Genomic DNA, 17,176 nt, shown 5'->3' with positions numbered 1-17,176 from the left:
CGGGCTCGCGCTGCTAATATCGAGAGGTGAGGCGGCCCTTTCGGCCGCCATTTTTTCCTTCCCACGCCGATGATTCCGCCCAACATTCCCGAGCTGGTCGTCCGTGCCGGGCAACTGCCGTATCTGCGGGAACACCTTGCGCTCGCCGAGGGCGGCACCGCGTGCGCCAATCTGCCGGAGCGCACGCTCGCGAGCGCCTATGAACCGATCTACGACGTGACGATGCCCGGCGCCCCGCAGTCGACGTCGTTCGCCGACGCGATCGAGCGCTACGGCGACGAACTCGGCTTCCAGGCCGTCACGCTGGTCACGGGCACGCCGCACGACCCGGTCGATTCGGCCGTCGACGACCAGACGCTCGTCGCGATCGACCGGCTGTCGCGCGCGCTGCACGCGATCAACTTCTTCGGCGCGCAACGTCACGGGCTGCTGTTCCTGCGCGTGCACGAACGGCTGCTCAAGAGCGTGAAGTACGACCACGGCAAGCATTTCTCGTCGGTGCTGCAGCGCTTCGGGCTGCCGACCGAGCGGATCGTGATCGAGTTGCCGGCCGTCGCGGTCGCGCACAAGACCTTCCTCGGCTACCTGACGCGCAGTTACCAGCATCACGGCTTCAAGGTTGCCGACAAACTGCCCGACCCGGGCCGGATCCTCGCGGTCGAATCGGAGATGGCGCGGCCCGACTACATCAAGATGGATGCGGGCATCGCGCTGCGCGACGGGATGGTGAAGGCGCTGGTCGCGTATGCGCAGCGCGTGCGGATTCCGCTGATTTTCGACGGCGTCGTTGACGAGACACAGTGCGAGCTGCTGCGCCAGCACGACGTGCGGTTCATGCAGGGGCCGGTGTTCGCGAAGGTCGTCACGGCCTGATCGACGGTGTGGCTGCCGGCGCGCGGGAGCAGCCGGCGCGCGGGGAGCGCCGCGCAGGATCGTGGATTCGATTCAGCGAGCGGGTTGCGGCGGGGATCGGGATGTCGGCACGCCGGATCGTTCGTGATGCGATGCCGGACGGTAGCCGGTGCCTGATTCATCACGCGCAAAGATCGGAGCTGCGTTGAGCACGCTCGCGTGGTCGTGCTGCCGCGTCGGCCTCGATGCCGCCGCCTATGCTCTTCCGCCGTCGGCGTATTTCGGCAGATCGTCGTCGATCTCGATACCCGGGAAACGATCCCCGTACCAGACGTGCCATGCGGGACGCAGCCGCGCCGGCTCGTCGAGCGTTGCGTAGTTGATTTCCACGGTCGTCGGCGCATCCGCCAGCCGGTACTCGAGCTGCGCGCCGCAGCGGCCGCAAAAGCGCCGCTCGCCCCACGCGCTCGACGCATAGACCGTCGGCTCACCCTGCACATACTCGAATGCGTCGATCGGCACCGAGGCCGACGCGACGACCGCCGCGCCCGTCGTGCGCTGGCAGAGCCGGCAATGGCAAAAGCCTGCGTCGGTCGGAATGCCGGCGATCCGGTAGCGGATTGCCCCGCATGCGCAACCGCCTTCCAGGGTTTCCGGGTGTGACATCGCGAACCTCGTCAGCGTCGGGAAGCAGGTGGACGATGATGAGCGCGGTTCGCGCGCGGTGCAACCGGCGGCAGCGCCCGTTCGCGTGCCCGGGCACCCCGGCGACGCGCCGCGCGCGGTGCCCGTTTCAGACCGTCTGCCCGAGCCGCTGCGCGAGCGCCTTCAGCTTCGGCCCGACCTGCGTGCGGAACACGTCCTCGTCCATCGACGACGCAGGCCCGCTGCAGCTCAGGATCAGCCAGCGCCCCTCGCGCGGCTCGCGAAACGGCACGGCCGCCGCGTTCACGTCCATGTGCCACGCGCGGAACGAATAACAGCATCCGCCCGCGGAGAATTCGGCCACCGCGTCCTGTGCGGCCGCGACGAGCGCATCCGCGTCGGCCGCGCCGCCCGCCGCCCGGTGCAGATCCGCATAGAGCGCGCGGCGCACGTCCTCCGGCTGCACGGCCAGGTACGCGCGCCCCATCGAGCTCGTCAGCATCGACAGCCGCGAGCCGGGCGCCAGCCCGAGCGTCAGCGCCGTTTCGCTGCGGATCGTCTCCAGATAGATCATGTCGAGCCCGTCCCGGCAGCCGAGCGACACGGCCGCGCCGATCTCGCGCGCGAGCGCCTGCATGTGCGGCCGCGCGAGATCGAGCGTCCCCGAGCCGGACAGCAGCGCGTAGCCGAGCGACAGCACACCGGCGTCGAGCGCATACTTTCCGAGCGTCTCGTCGTAGCGCAGGTAGCCGAGCACGGTCAGCGTGTAGGCGAGCCGGTTCACCGTCGCCTTCGGCAGCCCGGTGCGCTCCGCGAAGTCGCGATTGCCGAGCATCGTCTCGCCGGGCCGGAATGCGCGCAGCAGGTCGAGCCCGCGCGCGAGCGCAACGACGAACTTGCGTTCGTCGATCGTGGTTTCGTCGATGGTTGAAAGTGTCATCTGATGCTACACTGGGTTCGTTTTGCAAAACATTGTTCCGCACAGCGGAACTTCAGTCAAGCGAACTTTAGACATCGGGCCAGGCAGCGAAGCGCCAACCCGGGACGACCGCAAAGCATGGGGCCGGAGCAAGCGCTGAAGCACCGACTCGGGCCGACCGCGAAGCCGACAGGAGATGAAACGATGGCTGCTGCAACTTTTCATTGGGACGATCCGCTGCTGCTCGACCAGCAACTGACCGAAGAAGAGCGGATGGTGCGCGATGCCGCACACGCGTACGCGCGGGACAAGCTCGCGCCGCGCGTCACCGAAGCGTTTCGCCATGAGCGCACCGACGCCGAGATCTTCCGCGAGATGGGCGAGATCGGCCTGCTCGGCCCGACGATTCCGGAAGAATACGGCGGCCCCGGCCTCAATTACGTGAGCTACGGGCTGATCGCGCGCGAAGTCGAGCGCGTCGACTCCGGCTACCGCTCGATGATGTCCGTGCAGTCGTCGCTCGTGATGGTGCCGATCCACGAATTCGGCTCGGACACGCAGAAGCAGAAATACCTGCCGAAGCTCGCGAGCGGCGAATGGATCGGCTGCTTCGGGCTGACCGAGCCGAACCACGGCTCCGACCCGGGCAGCATGGTCACGCGCGCGAAGAAGGTGCCCGGCGGCTATTCGCTGTCCGGCGCGAAGATGTGGATCACCAACTCGCCGATCGCCGACGTGTTCGTCGTGTGGGCGAAACTGGATGAAAACGGCAAGGACGCGATCCGCGGCTTCATCCTCGAGAAGGGCTGGAAGGGCCTGTCGGCGCCGGCGATCCACGGCAAGGTCGGGCTGCGTGCGTCGATCACCGGCGAGATCGTCCTCGACGAGGTGTTCGTGCCCGAAGAGAACCTGATGCCCGACGTGAGCGGCCTGCGCGGTCCGTTCACGTGCCTGAACTCGGCGCGCTACGGGATCGCCTGGGGCGCGCTCGGCGCAGCCGAGTCCTGCTGGCACACCGCGCGCCAGTACGTGCTCGACCGCAAGCAGTTCGGCCGTCCGCTCGCCGCGAACCAGCTGATCCAGAAGAAGCTCGCCGACATGCAGACTGAAATCACGCTCGGCCTGCAAGGCGTGCTGCGTCTCGGCCGCATGAAGGACGAAGGCACGGCGGCCGTCGAGATCACGTCGATCATGAAGCGCAACTCGTGCGGCAAGGCACTCGACATCGCGCGGCTCGCGCGCGACATGCTCGGCGGCAACGGCATCTCGGACGAATTCGGCGTCGCGCGCCACCTCGTGAACCTCGAAGTGGTGAATACGTACGAAGGCACGCACGACATCCATGCGCTGATCCTCGGCCGCGCCCAGACGGGCATCCAGGCATTCTTCTGATCATTCGCAGGCACGGCGCGGCGCCCTTCGCGTCGCATCGCTGCCGCTGAAACGACACGGCCCGCCCGGCATCGCTGCCGGGCGGGCCGTTTTCATCGACGCGCGTTCGTCACGCGCCGCCGATGCGGCAGCCGCTCTTTACTTGTTCGGCTGCGGCGTGAGGCGCAGGTACGGGCGCACGGCGTTGAAGCCCTTCGGGAAGCGCTTCTTCAGCTCTTCCGGATCCTGCAGCGACGGCACGATCACGACGTCGTCGCCGTCCTTCCAGTTGCCGGGCGTCGCGACCTTGTAGTTGTCGGTCAGCTGCAGCGAGTCGATCACGCGCAACACTTCGTCGAAGTTACGGCCGGTGCTGGCCGGATAGGTGATGGTGAGCCGCACCTTCTTGTTCGGGTCGATCACGAACAGCGAGCGCACCGTCAGCGTTTCGTTCGCGTTCGGGTGGATCATGTCGTACAGCTGCGAAACCTTGCGGTCCGCGTCGGCGATGATCGGGAAACCGACCACGGTCGACTGCGTTTCGTTGATGTCGTTGATCCAGCCCTTGTGCGATTCGACGCCGTCGACCGACAGCGCGATCACCTTCACGTTGCGTTTCTCGAATTCGCCCTTCAGCTTCGAGGTCAACCCGAGTTCAGTCGTGCACACGGGCGTGTAGTCGGCCGGGTGCGAGAACAGAACACCCCAGCTGTCGCCCAGCCACTCGTGAAACTTGACGGGGCCCAGGCTCGATTCCTGCTCGAAATCCGGTGCGATGTCGCCAAGACGCAGACTCATGATGTTCCCTCCTCGAACGATGCTGGTTGAAACCGCGCGCGGGATGGCGCGGGACAGTCCATCAGCTTACGGGAAGCAATGAGACATGCGAACGATTATTACGTTTGATATTCATACTTTTTTGTCATTTTTGCCGGGTGGCGGCGCGGCACGGATGGCGCCCAGGGAAACTTTTCGTATCGTCTGCAGCTCTGTCGATGATTACGAGTCGTTTACCATGCAGTCTTGCACTGCCGCCGTGTATTTGTCCGGCTCGCCAGCGGGCAGGCGTTTCGCTAGGATGTGAACCTGCAGCATGACAGCATGAAGGGAGTTGCAATGTCGGAAATCAACAAGGAGAAACTGATGTCGGATATCAAAACCGTTCTCGCGGACGCCGAGGATCTGCTCAAGCAAGCGGCGAGCAGCACGGGCGACCGTGCGGCCGAACTGCGCGAAAAAGCCTTGTCGCGCCTGAAGCAGGCCAAGGAAAAGGCAACCGACGTCCAGGTCGTGGTGGTCGAGAAAGGCAAGAAGGCCGCGCGCGCGACCGACGACTACGTGCACGAGCATCCGTGGACGTCGATCGGCGTCGCCGCCGGCGTCGGCGTGTTGATCGGCCTGCTGATCAACCGCAAGTAACGCGCTCAGCGCCGTTCCGCCCCATGCGCCGCCCGGTGCGGCACATGGGCGCCGAAGCCGGCCGGCGGTTCGCCGCCGGCCGGCTTTGACCTAGACGCTCACTGCGCGCGCAAGCGCCTCATTCATGACGACAGACACCCACTCGCAGCCGTCCGGCCAGGGACCATTGCGCCGCTTCGTCGGCTCCGCGATCGGCCTCCTGCAGACGCGCCTCGAACTGGTCGGCATCGAACTCGCCGAGGAGAAGGAACGCCTGATGGGCGTGCTGTTCCTCGGGCTCGCGGCCATGATGCTCGCGACGATGGCACTCATCAGCCTGACCGTGCTCATCACGATCGCGTTCTGGGACACCTACCGGTGGCAATCGCTCGCGGTCATCACCGCGCTGTACGCGATCGCCGGTATCGCATGTGCGCTGAAGGCGCGCACGGGCCTGCGCGAGGCGCCGACCGTGTTCGAAGCAACGCTCGCCGAGCTCGAAAAAGACCGCGAGGCTTTCCGCGGCAAGCCGTGAACGCAGTCGCGTTCACCCCTCTCACCTACTTCGCCGACGCGCCATGAGCCAGAACGTCACGGGCCACTCGCCCCGCCCCCATTCGTCGCGATCGAAGTGGAGCGCGTCGCAGCATCGCGCGCTCCGCAAGGAATTGCTGATCCTGCGATCCGAGGTCGAGCGGCTCGAGCTTGCCGAAGCCGCCGCCGAAATGCGCCACGCCGTCACGCGCTTCAGCTGGCTCAAGGTGTTCATCCCCGGCCTGGCGAGCGGCAAGTTCAGCCAGTCCGCCAAGAACCTGAACGCGAACCTCGGCCAGCTCGTCAACCAGTATCCGATGCTGAGTTCGCTCGCGTCGCTCGTGCTGGCGAAACCCATTCGATCGCTGCTGCGCGCGAGCGCGGGCCCCGCGCTGAAGTGGGGCACCGTCGGCTTCGCCGCGTGGGAGTTCTACCGGATCTGGAAACAGTCGCGCGATGAACGCGCAATGGCCGCGAACGGCGACTGATACGCAACGACGGGCGTGCACGGCCATCCGGCGGTGCGCGTTTTCCGTGCGTGATCGGGTAATCGGGTAATCGGGTAATCGGGTAATCGGGTAATCGGGTAATCGGGTAATCGGGCGATCAGCGCACGCCCCAGCATGTGCGCTCCAGTGTCTCGGTCGCTGCGTCGCTCGATCCCGTATTGCCTTTCGTGCCGTCCGAACGCAGCGTGAATGCGCCGCATGCATCGGCGCGCATCGGGCCTGCCTCGAGCGGGTTCGCAACGAGTTCGTAGACGACCTGCGCATCGTCGCCGACCGATCGCTTCAGCCCCACGCGGTAAATCGCCTGCCCGTCCGGCGGTGCCTGTGCGTATGCATCCGGCAACGTCTGCGGCGCCGGGCCGTCGAGCGTTTCGAGATATTGAGCGGCGCGATACAGCGCGGCAACCGCGGATGCGCGATGCATGCGCGCGACATGTTCGCGATACGACGGGATGCCCCACGCGGCCAGCACGGCGACGATCGCAAGCACGATCATCAGTTCGAGCAACGTGAACGCCGCCGACCGGCGCAGCGATGCAGGCGCTTTCATCGATGCACCGCCGCGACGCGACGCCAGCGCTGCGCAACGACGCGTCCGTCGCGCAGCGCGACCTGGCTCTGCAGCCAGACCACGCTCGACGCATGGCCGCCGACACCACGCGCGGTGACGAGGTAAGCGCGACTCCCTTGCGGACCGACGCCTCGCCAGGCTTCGATCAGGCAACGCGGCGGCTGGGCCGCCATCGGCCAGGAGGCGAACGGCGCAAATGCGTCGGCGACGCCCAGCGCGGGCGTACGCCGCCATGCATCCGGCTCGCCGGGTGACAGGGGTTCGTCCATGTACGGCGCCCCGCCGCGGAGCAATCGCGCGGTACAGGCTGCCAGTGCTGCGTCGGCCGCGTGAAATGCAAACAACCGGTCCGACAATGCACGCGTGCGGCGCGATTCCGTCAGCGCGGATTCGAACCATGTACCGGTCAGCGCAGCGACCGCCGCGCCGACCGCGATCACGGCAGGCAGTGCAAGGCCCGCGTCGCGACGCCAGCCGCGGCTGGCGGATGGCAAGCGGGTGCGCGTTGTTCTTCCGCTCAGCATGAGGCCCTCACCGCGTGCTGCGAGTCGAAGAACGCGACGGCGCGCCCCCTTGCGCGGCCGGCCGCGATTCGCATCGCAAGCTCGCCGACGAATCCGGTTGCATGGATCATCGCACTACCTCGTGGTCCTGCGCCGCGTCGCGTACGGGATCCGCGAATGCGACCGCGGCATTGCGCAACGCAACGATTCGATGCAGCACCAGATGCGCGCGATCATCTCGCGAAACCGCCGTGCGACCGTCGCAATCGACATGACGCGCGGGCCCGTCAATCGGTTCGCCACGCGCCCGCACGCATACATGCACGGCGACGACATCGCGCCAGTCGCCGGCACCCATCGCCTCCGCGTCGACGAACCGCGTGCCTTCGCGACGCAGGTAGCGGACCCGCAGCTGATCGATGCCGGACACGACGGGTTGCGGCGTACCCGGGCGCCCGCTTCCCTCGCAGTACAACTCGGGCTCGCCCGTCGACGGGCTGACATGCGCGTCGAAACGGTTTTCCACGAGCGGCCGCTCACCGGGAGCGCCGACACCCTGCCCGAGACAATCCGACACCTGTGCACCGACCGTCGGCCACGTCGACACGGCATCGCCGACATACCGGACCAGCACCGCATCCGACGCTGCGCGCACGGCTTCGCAGCGCACCTGCGCGCCATCGCCTCGCACGCGCCCCGCGGAACAACCGAACACCGGCGGCAGCGACGACGCCCCTTCGACATCGAGCGGACGAAACCCGGCCATCTGGATCTGCTGGCCGATCAGCATCAGCGCGGTCGCGGCCGCATCGCGCATCCGGAACCCGTCTTCCGCGCGCCGCTGCGCGACGCGCTGGGCGTGATACAGCGCACCGGCCGCGGCAAGCACGAGCAGGCCGACGGTCATCGCGATCAGCACTTCGAGCAGCGTATGCGCGCGGCTGTGGCGATCAGCGTTCGTCCGCATCGGCATGGGCCTCCCGAAACGGTATTCGCACGCACGACGCCGGCTTGACCGTAGCCCCCGCACCTTCACATCGCGTGGAAGTCGCCGCGTAGGCGTTGGTGTCGCGCCAGCCGACCATCACGTAGCGGACACCGGCCGGCCCATCGTCGAGCGTCATCGTACCGCCGGGCAGCGATGCAGCCGCGAGCGCCGCGATGCCGTCGTCGGCGCCCGTCGCCGCGTGCCGGCGCTCGATGCGAGCGTCGGCCAGCCACAGCGCGCGTTCACGCCAGATCGTCGCCCGCTGCGCGCGCGTCATCGCGAGCTGACTGCCGGCCACGGCCAGCATCACGATTGCGAGCAGCGCGATGGCCAGCACCGCTTCGAGCAGCGACGTGCCACGCATCGACTTGCGCGCGCGCTTCATGCCGCGTCGCAACGACCGGCGACGACGCGTGCCCGACCGCCCGCCGCGATCCGGATGCAGCGCGACACGCGTGCGTCGTCGCCGGACAGCGCACGCTGCGGCCGCAATTCGAAACGCCTGATCCCGCCGATCACCTGGCCTGCCGACGGCGCAAATGCCAGATCGTGCGCCGCGCCCGCGATAGCAACGTCGGCATCGCGCGGATAGCGCCGCAGCACGCGCGACTGCCCGTCGACCTGCCCGCTGACGATCCAGCCGCACGACCATTCCGCCGGATCGCACCGCTCGCCGGGCCGCACGCAGTCGCCATCGCGCCCGGCCCTGCACAGCGTGACGCGCACGCCGAGACGTGTCGCCTCGGTGCGCGCGAACGACAGCGCACCGAGCAGCGCGAGCGAGCGGGCCTCCACGCGTTCGCGCATGCGCCACTGATCGAATGCGGGTGCGGCGTAAAGTCCGATCGCGGCTGCCAGCGCGATCGCGACCATCAACTCGACGAGCGTGAAGCCGCCGCATCGCATGCGTTTTTCAACACCCTGCCGGTGCAGTCCCATCGCGATCGCCCTCCGTCAACGTGATGCGTCGACTGTAGCGACGCGAGCGAACGCGCGCCATTAGCCGAACGGCCGACTGGCGACATGCGATCGCAGCCGACACAATCGGCGCGAACTGAACCAACGGAGAAGACGATGAACGGACGCAGCGCGTCAGCGCTTACGCGGAGGCTTGGAGGGGGACGCGCGACGGAACTCTTCGATCACGTCGGCAAATTCGGAAACGTCCTCGAACCGGCGGTAAACCGACGCGAAACGGACATAGGCGATCGTATCGAGGCCGCGCAGCTCGTTCATCACGAGTTCGCCGAGCTTCTCGCTACGCACTTCACGCTCGCCGGTTGCGAGCAGCTGATATTCGATGCGGGCGACCGCCGCGTCGATCGCGTCAGCCGCAACCGGCCGCTTGCGCAGCGCGAGTTGCATGCTGGCGACGATCTTGCGACGGTCGAATTCCGTGCGGCTGCCGTCCTTCTTCACAACGGCCGGCAGGTTCAGCTCGACCCGCTCGTACGTCGTGAAGCGCTTGTCGCAAGCCGAGCAACGACGGCGCCGACGAATCGCGGCGCCATCTTCGGACACGCGCGAGTCGACGACCTGCGTGTCCTCATGCCGGCAGAACGGGCAGCGCATGCCGGATCAGCGATAGACCGGGAAACGCTTGGTCAGCTCGGCCACTTGCGCGCGCACGCGCTCGATCGTCGCTGCATCTTCCGGGTTCTCGAGCACGTCGGCGATCAGGTTGCCGACCTGCTCGGCTTCCGCCGTGCCGAAGCCGCGCGTCGTCATCGCCGGCGAACCCAGGCGGATGCCGCTCGTCACGAACGGCTTTTCCGGATCGTTCGGGATCGCGTTCTTGTTCACCGTGATGTGCGCCGCACCGAGTGCCGCTTCCGCTGCCTTGCCCGTGATGTTCTTCGCGCGCAGGTCCACCAGCATCACGTGGCTTTCGGTGCGCCCCGACACGATCCGCAGGCCGCGCTTGACCAGCGTTTCAGCCAGCACGCGTGCGTTCTCGACCACCTTCTGCTGATATTCCTTGAACTCCGGCGACAGCGCTTCCTTGAACGCCACGGCCTTCGCCGCGATCACGTGCATCAGCGGGCCGCCCTGGATGCCCGGGAAGATTGCCGAGTTGATCGGCTTCTCGTATTCCGACTTCATCAGGATCACGCCGCCGCGCGGGCCGCGCAGGCTCTTGTGCGTCGTCGTCGTCACGAAGTCCGCGTGCGGCACCGGGTTCGGGTACACGCCCGCTGCGATCAGGCCCGCGTAGTGGGCCATGTCGACCATCAGGTACGCGCCGACCGACTTCGCGATCTTCGCGAGACGCTCGAAGTCGATCTTCAGCGCGAATGCCGATGCACCCGCGACGATCAGCTTCGGCTTGTGCTCGTTAGCCAGCTTCTCGGCCGCGTCGTAGTCGATGTCTTCCTGTTCGTTCAGGCCGTAGCTGACGACGTTGAACCACTTACCCGACATGTTCACCGGCGAGCCGTGCGTCAGGTGGCCACCATGCGCGAGGCTCATGCCCATGATCGTGTCGCCCGGCTTGAGCATCGCGAAGAACACGCCCTGGTTCGCCTGCGAACCCGAGTTCGGCTGCACGTTCGCGGCTTCCGCGCCGAACAGCTGCTTCACACGGTCGATCGCCAGCTGCTCGACCACGTCGACGTACTCACAGCCGCCGTAGTAGCGCTTGCCCGGATAACCTTCCGCGTACTTGTTCGTGAGCTGCGAGCCCTGTGCGGCCATCACGGCCGGGCTCGTGTAGTTTTCCGACGCGATCAGCTCGATGTGATCTTCCTGGCGGCGGTTTTCCTGCTCGATCGCTGCAAAGAGTTCGGGATCGACGTTCGCGATGGTGCTTTGGGCTCTGTCAAACATACGGTTTCCGTTAAGTGTGTACAGGTTGACCGGGGCGGCCGAGTACATTGCGTTGCTGGCGGGACCAGCTCGACGTGGCGGAAGAATCCGTATGACGCGAGACGGGACAGCCACCGGCGATGCACGCAACGGCGCACAACGGCTGCCCAGGCGAACGGCAAAAACGGCGCCCCGCGCTTCACGGTGGGATGCTCCACCTTGAACCCGAAGGGTTCTATCGCCAGTCACGCAGGGGTGATGAGCGCGTTAGTGTATTGGATGCGTCATGAATAGGCAACCGCGCGGCAGCGGCCCCGAAACAATAAGGGCCAGACTCTACGCACCCGTGCCGACGCGCTTTGGCGCCTTGCCGCGGTGCGGCAATCTCAGTAGGCTTGCGGGATACTATCCGCTACTTTGTTACCGACCAGGAGCAGCAATGATCGTGTTCGTCACAGGCGCGTCCGCCGGCTTCGGCGCCGCCATCGCCCGAGCCTTCGTCAACGGCGGCCATCGCGTCGTCGCAACCGCGCGCCGCAAGGATCGTCTCGATGCGCTCGCGGCCGAACTCGGCGAGGCACTGCTGCCGCTCGAGCTCGACGTGCGCGACCGCGCCGCAGTAGAAGCCGTGCCGGCCGCCCTTCCCGCCGAATTCGCGGCGCTCGACGTGCTCGTCAACAACGCCGGTCTCGCGCTCGGTGTCGAGCCGGCCCACAAGGCCAGCCTCGACGAGTGGCAAACCATGATCGACACGAACTGCTCGGGCCTCGTGACCGTCACGCACGCGTTGCTGCCCGGCATGATCGAGCGCGGCCGCGGCCATATCTTCAACCTCGGTTCGGTGGCCGGAACCTATCCGTATCCGGGCGGGAACGTATACGGCGCAACCAAGGCTTTCGTCCGACAATTCAGCCTGAACCTGCGCGCCGACCTGATCGGCACGCCGTTGCGCGTAACCGACATCGAGCCGGGCCTCTGCGGCGGCACGGAATTCTCGAACGTCCGCTTCCGCGGCGACGATGCGAAGGCGGCGAACGTCTACCAGAACGTCCAGCCGCTCACGGCCGAGGACATCGCCGACACGATCTACTGGATCGCGACGCGCCCCGCGCACGTCAACATCAACACGATCGAGATGATGCCGGTCGCCCAGGCCCCGGCCGGCCTCACGATCCATCGCGGCTGACACGGCGGGCGCAGCCGCGGGCCCGCCTCCGGCCGGCCTGCGGCATGCTACGACGTACTACATTCCGTTACGAATCGGTTACGAATCAGGCCTCGGCCTTCCGGTAAAATGCGCGCCATGACTCAGCCTACCCGCTCCCCGGACGCGCACTCCGGCTTCACCTGGCCGGTACGCGTGTACTACGAGGACACCGACGCAGGCGGCATCGTCTTCTATGCCAACTACCTGAAATTCTTCGAGCGCGCTCGCACCGAATGGCTGCGCGCGTGCGGCATCGACCAGCGTCGGCTCGCCGACGACACGGGCGCGATCTTCATCGTCCGCAGCACGTCGCTCGACTACCGCGCGCCGGCGCGACTCGACGACACGCTGACGATCACGAGCCAGCCCGGACGCATCGGCCGCGCCTCGGTGGAATTCACGCAGGAAGCGTGGCGCGGCGACACGCTGCTCGTCGCCGGGCACATCCGCCTCGGCTGCGTCGAACAGATCGGCATCCGGCCCGCGGCGATCCCGCCGGTCGCGCTCGACGCGCTGCAACGCGGGCCCGTCATCGACGCCGGGCAGACTGCTGTATTGTCAACGAAGCTCGGATGAGCACCGTTTAGACAAGGCCCATGAACTTGCCTTCCTGAATCGATACTAAGCAAGGTTCGGCGCCAGGCCAGGCCGGCGCGCCGCGCCACACGCATACCGCGCGCCCTCGCCGGACACCCCCGAAGGGACGTTACTCAAACCTCTATGAACACTTCTCAAGACCTGTCGATCATTTCCCTCGTCCTCAACGCGAGCGTGCTGGCCCAGGCCGTGATGGGGCTGCTGTTGCTGCTGTCGCTGATGTCGTGGACCTTCATCTTCCGCAAGTGGTTCGCGATCCGCCGCGCACGCGCGCAGACCGAACGCTTCGAAAGGGATTTCTGGTCGGGCGGCGACCTGCAGGCGCTGTATCAAAGCGCGGCCAACAACCGTCACACGATCGGCGCGCTCGAGCGGATCTTCGAATCGGGGATGCGTGAATTCCTGAAGGCGAAGGAAAAACGCATCAGCGACCCGGGCCTCGTGCTCGACGGGGCGCGTCGCGCGATGCGCGCGTCGTTCCAGCGCGAAATGGACGTCCTCGAAGCGAACCTCGCGTTCCTCGCGTCGGTCGGCTCGGTCAGCCCGTACATCGGCCTGTTCGGCACCGTCTGGGGGATCATGAACTCGTTCCGCGGCCTTGCGAACGTGCAGCAGGCGACGCTCGCGAACGTCGCACCGGGCATCGCCGAGGCGCTCGTCGCCACCGCGATCGGCCTGTTCGCCGCGATTCCGGCGGTGGTCGCGTACAACCGCTACGCGCACGACATCGACCGCCTCGCGATCCGCTTCGAGACCTTCATCGAAGAGTTCTCGAACATCCTGCAGCGCCAGGCCCAGTAAGGAGCACGCCATGGCAGGAAGTCCCATTCGATCCAGCATGCGCGGCGGCCGCTCGCGCCGCGCGATGGCCGACATCAACGTCGTGCCGTACATCGACGTGATGCTGGTGCTGCTCGTGATCTTCATGGTCACGGCACCGCTCGTCGCCCCGTCGATCATCAATTTGCCGACTGTCGGCAACGCAGCACCGCAGGAACAGACGCCCCCCGTCGTCGTCAACATCAAGGCCGACCGCACGATGAGCGTCAAGTACAAGAGCGACGCCGGCGCGACGCAGGAAGACACGATGACCAAGGCCGAGCTCGACAGCTTCATCTCGGCCCGGCAGGCTGACCATCCCGACCAGCCCGTCGTGATCGCGGCCGACAAGACCGTGCAGTACGATGCGGTCATGACCGTGATGTCGGACCTGAAGGCGCGCGGCGTCAAGCGCGTCGGCCTCCTCGTCAAATCGCAATGAACCGGCAGCAATCCACGCGCGGCAACGCCTACCCGTCTCAGCCCCCGCGCGAGCGCGGCACCTGGCGCGCGTTCGCGCTCGCCGCGCTGATGCACGTGCTGCTCGCGCTGTTCCTCTATCACGGCGTGCAGTGGCAGAACAGCACGCCGGCCGGCGCCGAAGCCGAGCTGTGGACCGAGGTGCCCGACGTGCCCGCGCCGCGGCCCGTCGTCACGCCCGCGCCGCCCGCGAAGCTCGCACCGCCCCCTCCCCCGGTCCGGGACGAGCAGGCGGACATCGCGCTGCAGCAGAAGAAGCGGCAGCAGGAAGCGGCCGCGCGCGAAGCGCTGCTCGAGCAGCAGCGCCGCGCGCAGCAGCTGAAGGCCCAGCAAGAGGAAACCCGGCGCGAGCAGCTCGCGGCCCAGCAGGCTGCCGCGCTCGCAGCGCAGAAGGCCGCCGAGCGCGAACGGCAGAAGCAGGCGGACAAGCTCAAGCAACAACAGCTCGTGGAGCAGCAGAAGCTCGAACAACAGAAACTCCAGCAGCAGAAACTGCAGCAACAGAAGCAGGCGCAGCTGGAAGCGCAGCAGGCAGCGAAGGCCAAGGCCGACGCGGCATCGAAGGCGAAGGCGGAAGCCCAGGCCAAGGCGAAGGCTGAAGCGACGGCGCGCGCGAAGGCCGACGCCGCAGCGAAGGCGAAGCTCGACCGTGAGCGCAACGCGCGCCTCGCGCAGATGCAGGGCATGTCCGGCGCCGGCGAAGGCGGCGGCGAGGGCCTCGCGAAAAGCGGCACCGGCACGGGCTCCGGCGGCAATGCCGCATCGCCCGGCTATCCCGACAAGGTGCGTCGCCGCGTGAAGCCGAACATCGTCTGGGGTGGCGAGCGCGCGGGTCTGACGACCGTCGTCGCGATCCGCTGCACGTCGTCGGGCGACGTGCTGAGTGTTTCGATCCGCCGTTCGAGCGGAAATTCGGGGTGGGATCAGGCCGTGGTCAATGCGATCCAGTCGTCGGTCCCATTGCCGCCCGATTCTAACGGTCGTACCCCGTCCGACATTACGATTACCTTCAAGGCGGCGGAGTGATCGCAAATGCGCTTACACTCCGTGCGTCGCTGCCGGACGGGAACGAATCGGGTATTTTTACTGTCTCTGCGGTTGCGCAGCGATCCAAGTCACATGGGAAGCAAGAAGCATGAGTTTGATGACGAAACTAGGTTTCAGGGCACTCGTGGCCTCGTGTCTGATTGCGGCCGGCGGCGCCGCTAACGCGCAGGTCAACGTGCTGATCACCGGCGTCGGTTCGACCCAGTTCCCCATCGCCACCGCGAACTTCGCGAACGAGGCAGGCCTGCCGCAGCAGGTCACGTCGATCGTCCGCTCCGACCTCGCCCGGAGCGGCAAATTCACCAATATCGACGCGGGCAGCACGCCCGTGCCCGAGACCGCATCGGTCGACCTCGGCGCATGGAAGGCCAAGGGCGCGAACGCGTTCGTCGCCGGCAGCGTGAACCGCGAAGCGAACGGCCAGTACAAGGTGAACTTCATCCTGTACGACACCGTGAAGCAGCAAAGCCTCGGCGGCCTGTCGCTGACGGCAGCAAACGATGGCTCGCTGCGCAAGGCCGGTCATCAGATCGCCGACTACATCTACCAGAAGCTGCTCGGCACGCGCGGCGTGTTCGCCACGCGCCTGTCGTATGTGGTCAAGATCGGCAACAAGTACAAGCTGCAGGTCTCCGATTCCGACGGCCAAAACGCAATTAGCGCACTGACTAGCACCGAGCCGATCATATCGCCGGCTTGGTCGCCAAACGGCACGAAGGTCGCGTACGTGTCGTTCGAGCGCAAGAAGCCGATCGTCTACATCCACGACCTGCCGACCGGCCGCCGCTACATCGTCTCCGACCAGAAGGGCAACAACAGCGCGCCGGCGTGGTCGCCGGACAGCAACACGCTGGCCGTTGCACTGTCGCTGACGGGCAATACGCAAATCTATACGGTCAATGCAAACGGCGGCGGCCTGCGCCGGCTCACGCAGAGCAGCTCGATCGACACCGAGCCGTTCTACTCGCCGGACGGCCGCTGGATCTATTTCACGAGCGATCGCGGCGGCGCGCCGCAGATCTACCGGATGCCCGCGCAAGGCGAAAGCGCCGGCGCGGCACAACGCGTGACCTTCACCGGCAGCTACAACACCAGCCCGCGCATCAGCCCGGACGGCAAGCTGCTCGCCTACATCTCCCGCACGGGTGGGGGGTTCAAGCTGTACGTTCAGGATCTGCAATCCGGCGCGGCGAACGCCGTCACGAATACCAATCACGACGAATCGCCGAGCTTCGCGGCAAACGGCCAGTACCTTCTCTACGCGACCCAGTCGGGTGGTCGTAACGTGCTGGCAGCAGTGCCCTCCGACGGCAGCGCGCCGCCGCAAATCCTGTCCGTCCAGGGCGGCTCCGTTCGTGAGCCGTCGTGGGGGCCCTTCATGCAATGACCACAAGGAGAGTAACCATGATGTCGAATAAAGCTCGTCTGGCCCTGGCCGTGATGATGATCAGCGCGCTCGCAGCGTGCAAGTCGGGCGTGAAGCTCGACGACAAGGCCAACGCAGGTGCGATGAGCACGCAGCCGAGCGCCGACAACGTCGCGCAAGTGAACGTCGATCCGCTGAACGACCCGAACAGCCCGCTCGCAAAGCGCAGCATCTACTTCGACTTCGACAGCTATTCGGTGAAGGACGAGTACCAGCCGCTGATGCAGCAACACGCTCAGTATCTGAAGAGCCACCCGCAGCGCCACGTGCTGATCCAGGGCAACACCGACGAACGCGGCACGAGCGAGTACAACCTCGCGCTGGGCCAGAAGCGTGCGGAAGCGGTCCGCCGTGCGATGGCACTGCTCGGCGTGAACGACTCGCAGATGGAAGCCGTGAGCCTCGGCAAGGAAAAGCCGCAAGCAGCGGGTCACGACGAAGCATCGTGGGCGCAGAACCGTCGCGCCGACCTCGTCTACCAACAGTAAGTAACGGAAGAATCGCC

General features: G+C 66.4%; 22 protein-coding genes and 1 riboswitch. Of the genes, 12 read left to right on the top strand and 10 right to left on the bottom strand.

The features are described 5' to 3' along the window. Positions 1–69: 69 nt before the first annotated feature. Positions 70–873 carry an EAL domain-containing protein gene (locus U4Y91_RS12300; RefSeq protein ID WP_044844104.1) on the top strand — a complete coding sequence of 268 codons (804 nt, stop codon included), beginning with the start codon at positions 70–72 and terminating at the stop codon, positions 871–873. A 234-nt stretch (positions 874–1,107) separates the two neighbouring features. Here U4Y91_RS12300 and U4Y91_RS12295 read toward each other — a convergent pair whose 3' ends face one another. Both U4Y91_RS12295 and U4Y91_RS12290 read right to left on the bottom strand, forming a co-directional pair. After that, the gene (locus U4Y91_RS12295; protein WP_321805276.1) at positions 1,108–1,518 is read right to left on the bottom strand and encodes a GFA family protein; all 411 of its coding nucleotides are present in this window, start codon (positions 1,516–1,518) and stop codon (positions 1,108–1,110) included. A 127-nt stretch (positions 1,519–1,645) separates the two neighbouring features. Further along, positions 1,646–2,437 (bottom strand): IclR family transcriptional regulator, encoded by a 792-nt coding sequence (locus U4Y91_RS12290; RefSeq protein WP_044844103.1) that lies wholly within the window; start codon positions 2,435–2,437, stop codon positions 1,646–1,648. Between the two features lie 183 nt (positions 2,438–2,620). On the opposite strand from U4Y91_RS12290, the gene U4Y91_RS12285 reads away from it, so the two are divergent. Beyond that, positions 2,621–3,808: an acyl-CoA dehydrogenase gene (locus tag U4Y91_RS12285; RefSeq protein WP_321805275.1), complete on the top strand. Its 1,188-nt coding sequence runs from the start codon at positions 2,621–2,623 to the stop codon at positions 3,806–3,808. Between the two features lie 138 nt (positions 3,809–3,946). Here the strand turns inward: U4Y91_RS12285 and U4Y91_RS12280 are convergent, their stop codons facing one another. After that, positions 3,947–4,585, bottom strand: coding sequence for a peroxiredoxin (locus U4Y91_RS12280; protein ID WP_321805274.1), 639 nt, complete (start codon positions 4,583–4,585; stop codon positions 3,947–3,949). 318 nt (positions 4,586–4,903) lie between these two features. Between U4Y91_RS12280 and U4Y91_RS12275 the strand changes: the two genes are divergently transcribed. From U4Y91_RS12275 to U4Y91_RS12265, 3 genes are all read left to right on the top strand, one after another. Then, positions 4,904–5,206, top strand: coding sequence for a DUF883 family protein (locus U4Y91_RS12275; RefSeq protein ID WP_044844101.1), 303 nt, complete (start codon positions 4,904–4,906; stop codon positions 5,204–5,206). A 124-nt stretch (positions 5,207–5,330) separates the two neighbouring features. Next, positions 5,331–5,720, top strand: a complete 390-nt coding sequence (locus U4Y91_RS12270) for a phage holin family protein (RefSeq protein ID WP_321805273.1) — start codon at positions 5,331–5,333, stop codon at positions 5,718–5,720. 43 nt (positions 5,721–5,763) lie between these two features. After that, positions 5,764–6,207, top strand: a complete 444-nt coding sequence (locus tag U4Y91_RS12265) for a DUF3318 domain-containing protein (protein WP_321805272.1) — start codon at positions 5,764–5,766, stop codon at positions 6,205–6,207. A gap of 118 nt (positions 6,208–6,325) precedes the next feature. Here U4Y91_RS12265 and U4Y91_RS12260 read toward each other — a convergent pair whose 3' ends face one another. The 7 genes from U4Y91_RS12260 to glyA all read right to left on the bottom strand — a co-directional run bounded on the left by U4Y91_RS12260 (position 6,326) and on the right by glyA (position 11,116). Continuing rightward, positions 6,326–6,778: a type IV pilin protein gene (locus tag U4Y91_RS12260; protein ID WP_321805271.1), complete on the bottom strand. Its 453-nt coding sequence runs from the start codon at positions 6,776–6,778 to the stop codon at positions 6,326–6,328. Then, positions 6,775–7,323, bottom strand: a complete 549-nt coding sequence (locus U4Y91_RS12255; protein WP_321805270.1) for a hypothetical protein — start codon at positions 7,321–7,323, stop codon at positions 6,775–6,777. Before U4Y91_RS12255 ends, U4Y91_RS12260 begins: the two co-directional genes overlap by 4 nt. 106 nt (positions 7,324–7,429) lie before the next feature. Continuing rightward, positions 7,430–8,269 carry a PilW family protein gene (locus U4Y91_RS12250; RefSeq protein ID WP_321805269.1) on the bottom strand — a complete coding sequence of 280 codons (840 nt, stop codon included), beginning with the start codon at positions 8,267–8,269 and terminating at the stop codon, positions 7,430–7,432. Continuing rightward, on the bottom strand, positions 8,253–8,675 hold the full coding sequence (locus tag U4Y91_RS12245; protein WP_321805268.1) for a hypothetical protein: 423 nt from the start codon (positions 8,673–8,675) through the stop codon (positions 8,253–8,255). The genes U4Y91_RS12250 and U4Y91_RS12245 overlap by 17 nt, the downstream gene beginning before the upstream one ends. Further along, positions 8,672–9,229 (bottom strand): GspH/FimT family pseudopilin, encoded by a 558-nt coding sequence (locus tag U4Y91_RS12240; RefSeq protein ID WP_321805267.1) that lies wholly within the window; start codon positions 9,227–9,229, stop codon positions 8,672–8,674. Before U4Y91_RS12240 ends, U4Y91_RS12245 begins: the two co-directional genes overlap by 4 nt. A 153-nt stretch (positions 9,230–9,382) precedes the next feature. Then, entirely contained in the window at positions 9,383–9,862 is a 480-nt protein-coding gene (nrdR, locus tag U4Y91_RS12235) for a transcriptional regulator NrdR (protein WP_006760615.1), read from the bottom strand. Positions 9,863–9,868: 6 nt separating this feature from the next. After that, the gene (glyA, locus tag U4Y91_RS12230) at positions 9,869–11,116 is read right to left on the bottom strand and encodes a serine hydroxymethyltransferase (protein WP_321805266.1); all 1,248 of its coding nucleotides are present in this window, start codon (positions 11,114–11,116) and stop codon (positions 9,869–9,871) included. A gap of 137 nt (positions 11,117–11,253) precedes the next feature. Further along, positions 11,254–11,354, bottom strand: a riboswitch (ZMP/ZTP riboswitch). A 180-nt stretch (positions 11,355–11,534) separates the two neighbouring features. Between glyA and U4Y91_RS12225 the strand changes: the two genes are divergently transcribed. From U4Y91_RS12225 to pal, 7 genes are all read left to right on the top strand, one after another. Continuing rightward, complete coding sequence (locus U4Y91_RS12225; protein ID WP_044844094.1) at positions 11,535–12,281, top strand: SDR family NAD(P)-dependent oxidoreductase; 747 nt, start codon at positions 11,535–11,537, stop codon at positions 12,279–12,281. Positions 12,282–12,389: 108 nt separating this feature from the next. Then, positions 12,390–12,878 carry a tol-pal system-associated acyl-CoA thioesterase gene (gene ybgC, locus U4Y91_RS12220; RefSeq protein ID WP_321805265.1) on the top strand — a complete coding sequence of 163 codons (489 nt, stop codon included), beginning with the start codon at positions 12,390–12,392 and terminating at the stop codon, positions 12,876–12,878. Positions 12,879–13,022: 144 nt separating this feature from the next. Continuing rightward, entirely contained in the window at positions 13,023–13,700 is a 678-nt protein-coding gene (tolQ, locus tag U4Y91_RS12215) for a protein TolQ (protein ID WP_010091489.1), read from the top strand. A gap of 10 nt (positions 13,701–13,710) precedes the next feature. Continuing rightward, a complete protein-coding gene (tolR, locus tag U4Y91_RS12210) occupies positions 13,711–14,160 on the top strand; it encodes a protein TolR (RefSeq protein WP_124487921.1) in 450 nt (149 codons plus the stop codon). Next, on the top strand, positions 14,157–15,224 hold the full coding sequence (tolA, locus tag U4Y91_RS12205; protein ID WP_321805264.1) for a cell envelope integrity protein TolA: 1,068 nt from the start codon (positions 14,157–14,159) through the stop codon (positions 15,222–15,224). The genes tolR and tolA overlap by 4 nt, the downstream gene beginning before the upstream one ends. Before the next feature lie 109 nt (positions 15,225–15,333). Next, on the top strand, positions 15,334–16,632 hold the full coding sequence (gene tolB / locus U4Y91_RS12200) for a Tol-Pal system beta propeller repeat protein TolB (protein WP_321805263.1): 1,299 nt from the start codon (positions 15,334–15,336) through the stop codon (positions 16,630–16,632). 17 nt (positions 16,633–16,649) lie between these two features. Beyond that, complete coding sequence (pal, locus tag U4Y91_RS12195; RefSeq protein ID WP_044844089.1) at positions 16,650–17,159, top strand: peptidoglycan-associated lipoprotein Pal; 510 nt, start codon at positions 16,650–16,652, stop codon at positions 17,157–17,159. Positions 17,160–17,176: the final 17 nt, after the last annotated feature.

Source organism: Burkholderia sp. BCC1993 (assembly GCF_905339865.1).
In the GTDB taxonomy this organism is placed as follows: Bacteria; Pseudomonadota; Gammaproteobacteria; order Burkholderiales; family Burkholderiaceae; genus Burkholderia.
The sequence above is the reverse complement of the archived record's forward strand: the minus strand, read 5'-3'. Positions and strand labels throughout refer to the sequence as shown.

Bases quoted from the DNA above. Each gene is read 5' to 3' on its own strand.
- U4Y91_RS12300 (WP_044844104.1), top strand. From the start codon at position 70: ATGATTCCGCCCAACATTCCCGAGCTGGTCGTCCGTGCCGGGCAACTG.
- U4Y91_RS12295 (WP_321805276.1), bottom strand. From the start codon at position 1,518: ATGTCACACCCGGAAACCCTGGAAGGCGGTTGCGCATGCGGGGCAATC.
- U4Y91_RS12290 (WP_044844103.1), bottom strand. From the start codon at position 2,437: ATGACACTTTCAACCATCGACGAAACCACGATCGACGAACGCAAGTTC.
- U4Y91_RS12285 (WP_321805275.1), top strand. From the start codon at position 2,621: ATGGCTGCTGCAACTTTTCATTGGGACGATCCGCTGCTGCTCGACCAG.
- U4Y91_RS12280 (WP_321805274.1), bottom strand. From the start codon at position 4,585: ATGAGTCTGCGTCTTGGCGACATCGCACCGGATTTCGAGCAGGAATCG.
- U4Y91_RS12275 (WP_044844101.1), top strand. From the start codon at position 4,904: ATGTCGGAAATCAACAAGGAGAAACTGATGTCGGATATCAAAACCGTT.
- U4Y91_RS12270 (WP_321805273.1), top strand. From the start codon at position 5,331: ATGACGACAGACACCCACTCGCAGCCGTCCGGCCAGGGACCATTGCGC.
- U4Y91_RS12265 (WP_321805272.1), top strand. From the start codon at position 5,764: ATGAGCCAGAACGTCACGGGCCACTCGCCCCGCCCCCATTCGTCGCGA.
- U4Y91_RS12260 (WP_321805271.1), bottom strand. From the start codon at position 6,778: ATGAAAGCGCCTGCATCGCTGCGCCGGTCGGCGGCGTTCACGTTGCTC.
- U4Y91_RS12255 (WP_321805270.1), bottom strand. From the start codon at position 7,323: ATGCTGAGCGGAAGAACAACGCGCACCCGCTTGCCATCCGCCAGCCGC.
- U4Y91_RS12250 (WP_321805269.1), bottom strand. From the start codon at position 8,269: ATGCGGACGAACGCTGATCGCCACAGCCGCGCGCATACGCTGCTCGAA.
- U4Y91_RS12245 (WP_321805268.1), bottom strand. From the start codon at position 8,675: ATGAAGCGCGCGCGCAAGTCGATGCGTGGCACGTCGCTGCTCGAAGCG.
- U4Y91_RS12240 (WP_321805267.1), bottom strand. From the start codon at position 9,229: ATGGGACTGCACCGGCAGGGTGTTGAAAAACGCATGCGATGCGGCGGC.
- nrdR (WP_006760615.1), bottom strand. From the start codon at position 9,862: ATGCGCTGCCCGTTCTGCCGGCATGAGGACACGCAGGTCGTCGACTCG.
- glyA (WP_321805266.1), bottom strand. From the start codon at position 11,116: ATGTTTGACAGAGCCCAAAGCACCATCGCGAACGTCGATCCCGAACTC.
- U4Y91_RS12225 (WP_044844094.1), top strand. From the start codon at position 11,535: ATGATCGTGTTCGTCACAGGCGCGTCCGCCGGCTTCGGCGCCGCCATC.
- ybgC (WP_321805265.1), top strand. From the start codon at position 12,390: ATGCGCGCCATGACTCAGCCTACCCGCTCCCCGGACGCGCACTCCGGC.
- tolQ (WP_010091489.1), top strand. From the start codon at position 13,023: ATGAACACTTCTCAAGACCTGTCGATCATTTCCCTCGTCCTCAACGCG.
- tolR (WP_124487921.1), top strand. From the start codon at position 13,711: ATGGCAGGAAGTCCCATTCGATCCAGCATGCGCGGCGGCCGCTCGCGC.
- tolA (WP_321805264.1), top strand. From the start codon at position 14,157: ATGAACCGGCAGCAATCCACGCGCGGCAACGCCTACCCGTCTCAGCCC.
- tolB (WP_321805263.1), top strand. From the start codon at position 15,334: ATGAGTTTGATGACGAAACTAGGTTTCAGGGCACTCGTGGCCTCGTGT.
- pal (WP_044844089.1), top strand. From the start codon at position 16,650: ATGATGTCGAATAAAGCTCGTCTGGCCCTGGCCGTGATGATGATCAGC.